This window comes from Hydrangea phyllody phytoplasma (assembly GCF_036985185.1).
Taxonomy (GTDB): Bacteria; Bacillota_I; Bacilli_A; order Acholeplasmatales; family Acholeplasmataceae; genus Phytoplasma; species Phytoplasma asteris.
Genome location: NZ_BSDA01000015.1, coordinates 1 through 3,159, shown reverse-complemented (window position 1 = coordinate 3,159; position 3,159 = coordinate 1). Strand labels below are relative to the sequence as shown.

Here is a 3,159-nt window from a genome sequence, read left to right as displayed (position 1 = left end):
AATTTTCACTATTCTTATTGTTTCTGGGTTCAAACCTATTTTTAAATTAATTACAAACACTTTAATTTTCATCAAAGATATAATTTTGGCTATCTTTTTCCCCAACAAAAAACTACAAAACTTAGAAATCCAAAATGCCAGACAAGAATATTTAGAGCAAAAATTATTACAAAAAATAGATAAAATCAATGAAACCCAAGAAAAACTCCAATCCCAAATAGAAGTACAAAAAGTCAAAGTTGCTAATTGGAAAGAGAAAAAAAGAAGAAAAAAACAACTTAAATCAAAAAACACCAATTCAATTATAAACAAGGAGGAAGAAAATGAATGATCTAAATTTCGCAATCGGTTTTATAGTTGGCGCTCTATTTACAACTGCTTTAATGTTTATCATTAAAAAAATATTTTTTAATTTTGTACCATTGCCAGAAATCAATCAAAAAAATGAAACACAAAAAGAAAGTAAACCCAAAAAATCATTTTCAATTATTCCAAATCCAAATAACGAATCAAAAGAAAAAAACAATTTAGAAAGTAACAAAGAAATAAATAATTAATACAAAGGAGAAAAAACATGATCAAAAAAATAATAAAAACCAAAAAAACAAATAAAAAATCAACCGAATTAAAAAATAAAAAAGTAATAAATTCAAAATCAAGTCCACCAAGCAAAACAATGGTAGTAAAAGTACCAACCACCCCAGAAAAACAACCAACTCAAACAACTTCCAATAACAACAAAGGCAATTTATTAAAAACATTTCAATATTTAACTATCGTTTTATATTTTATTTTACATGTCAACGTTATTTATTACCAAAACCAAATCCCTTGGTTAACCACAGGTATAAATAATTTAATTGATATCATTAAATCAACCTTAGGAGGTAAATAATCATGAAAAAAACAAACCAAAATCAAAATAACAAAATTATAATTGTCCTGACAATTTTAATTTGTTCTTGTTTTGCAATTAGTTCTTGCGTGGCTCTTAATAATTATTTCTCACGCCAAAGACAAGAAAACATTAAATTAATGAGTAAAAATGATGCCCCTTTATTTGAAGTAAATAGAGTAAGCGGTAATAATGAAGATAAAACCCTTATCCCTTTACCTATGCCTAATTTAAATCCAAATAAATTTCATCACACAGTTACTATCAATCATCAAGCCATTTTGAAAACAAATGGATTTGACATTAGTGTTCCTTTATATCTAAAAATAACTCCAAAATATGACACTCATAACACTTTTTTAAATCCTGAACCACTCTTTAACTTAGAAGTTAAAAATAACAACACACTCTATGATGACACCAATCGCAAACAAATGGTTATCGATAATGATGGCAAATGCAATATCAATATTCAAATTAAATTAGAACAAAACGACTTTGTTCAAGCAACAAATCCACAATTAACCTTAGTTCTTGACTATGAATTAGTGGATAAAAATGGAAACACATTTAACGGTAGTGGCACCACTCTAAAAAACAAAATTACAAATTTAGCTGAATAAAAAAATAAGACTAAGTTAAGAAAACTTAGTCTTATTTTAGAAAGGAAATAAATTATGAAAAACAAAAAACAAACTTCCACCCAACCACTTTTCTTAAAAACAATGACAATAATCATTTTGTTTCTTTTATTTTGGTTAGCAACTTATGTCTGGATTCATCACCAAACTTTAAGTCAAACCGAAAAAGAAATTATTTCTTTTAAAAAAAAATTAGAAGCCACCCAAACTTTAAGTGAAGAAGAAAAAAATATATTAAAGCAAGAATTACAACAAGCAGAAACCAAAAAGAAAGAACAAACTGAAGAAATTGATAATAATTCTTCAACAAACCCAAAACAATTAAAAGCAGAAGGAGTTGTTTTTCAACCTGCTGACTCTCAAAAATTTATAGGTTTTGACAAATTAATTGGGTTTAAAGAAGAATTAAAAGCAGTTCAAGGATTTATTGATTATTTAAAAAACCCTGAAAACTACCAAGGTATTGGCGAAGTAGAATCACCGTTGGGAATTTTAATGTATGGTTGTCCAGGAACAGGTAAAACATTATTAGCAAGAGCACTTGCCAAAGAAACCAATTTACCATTCTTTGAAGTTAATAGTTCCCTTTTTTCCCAAAAGTATAAAGGGGTAGCGCCGCAAATGGTAAAAGATTTATTCACTGATGCAAGAATTGCTGCAGAAGAGTGTAATGGTGCTATCATCTTTTTAGATGAATGTGAAACTATTTTCACTGATTTAAGTATGTTAGAAGCAGGTTCAGAAATCGCAAATGTTGTAAACCAATTCAAAATGGAAATGACTTCCCAGGATAATAATCCTGAAAAACCAATTTTCATTATCGGGGCAACAAACCAATACCATCTGATTGATGAAGCGATTAAATCCCGTTTTGCCTACAATATCGAATTAAAACCAGGAAATAAAACTGAACGACAACAAATGCTAGAATTCTTAATTAAGAAAAGAAAAAATCCTTACAGTGAAGAAACAAAACAGTATTTATTTGAAGTTATTAACGAAGCTTTAGAAAACTTACCACAAAATAAACAATTCTTAAAAGCTAATCGTACCTTAGAAAACTTATTAAAAACTACTGTTAGTATTTTTGCCAAAAACCGTGGTAAAGGTGAAAACAAAAGAAATGAAATTAACAAAGAAGATTTAAAACAGGCTTATCAATTGATTATTTCACCAGATACCACTTTATTAGACCAAATTGAAAACAATTTAACCCCGAAAGGAGGTGAATAATCTATGTTATCGCCATTAGACGTTCTGAAAGGTTTTATTAACTTAAAATCTTATTTAACTTGGTTTTGTTTGATTGCTACTACTGTTTTTGGCCTTTTTTGTTTCATCAAAAACAAATTTTTTCACAATCAAAACACCACAACCCTAAAAAGTTATTTAATTTACTTTTTAATTATTCTTGCCTTATTCAGTTTTCTTTACTTATCTTTCTTTCATAAAACTGAACCATCATCTAAATACACAGGTCAATTAATTGGCAAAATTGGTGAAGCAATTAAAAAATACGATGAAACCATTAATAACTACAATGGTTTAAAAAAAGATTGGGAAAAGGAATTGGAAAAATGTGAAGCGGAATTAAAAGAACTTTACGAACAAAAAGAAATAACT

The 3,159-nt window shown here is 27.8% G+C and carries 5 protein-coding genes and 1 pseudogene; all 6 read left to right on the top strand.

Features of this window, described 5'->3' with window-relative positions:
* On the top strand, nt 1-331 hold a 331-nt coding region (locus AACP42_RS02980), incomplete at its 5' end, for a hypothetical protein (RefSeq protein ID WP_339332580.1).
* On the top strand, nt 324-557 hold the full coding sequence (locus AACP42_RS02975) for a hypothetical protein (RefSeq protein WP_339332283.1): 234 nt from the start codon (nt 324-326) through the stop codon (nt 555-557). The genes AACP42_RS02980 and AACP42_RS02975, both read left to right, overlap by 8 nt.
* A 17-nt stretch (nt 558-574) precedes the next feature.
* The gene (locus tag AACP42_RS02970) at nt 575-895 is read left to right on the top strand and encodes a hypothetical protein (RefSeq protein ID WP_212775623.1); all 321 of its coding nucleotides are present in this window, start codon (nt 575-577) and stop codon (nt 893-895) included.
* Between the two features lie 2 nt (nt 896-897).
* Entirely contained in the window at nt 898-1,518 is a 621-nt protein-coding gene (locus tag AACP42_RS02965; RefSeq protein WP_339332284.1) for a hypothetical protein, read from the top strand.
* 54 nt (nt 1,519-1,572) lie between these two features.
* Nucleotides 1,573-2,769 carry an ATP-binding protein gene (locus AACP42_RS02960; RefSeq protein WP_339332579.1) on the top strand — a complete coding sequence of 399 codons (1,197 nt, stop codon included), beginning with the start codon at nt 1,573-1,575 and terminating at the stop codon, nt 2,767-2,769.
* 3 nt (nt 2,770-2,772) lie between these two features.
* Nucleotides 2,773-3,159 (top strand): annotated as a pseudogene (locus AACP42_RS02955) (DNA double-strand break repair protein Rad50); the annotation flags it as partial.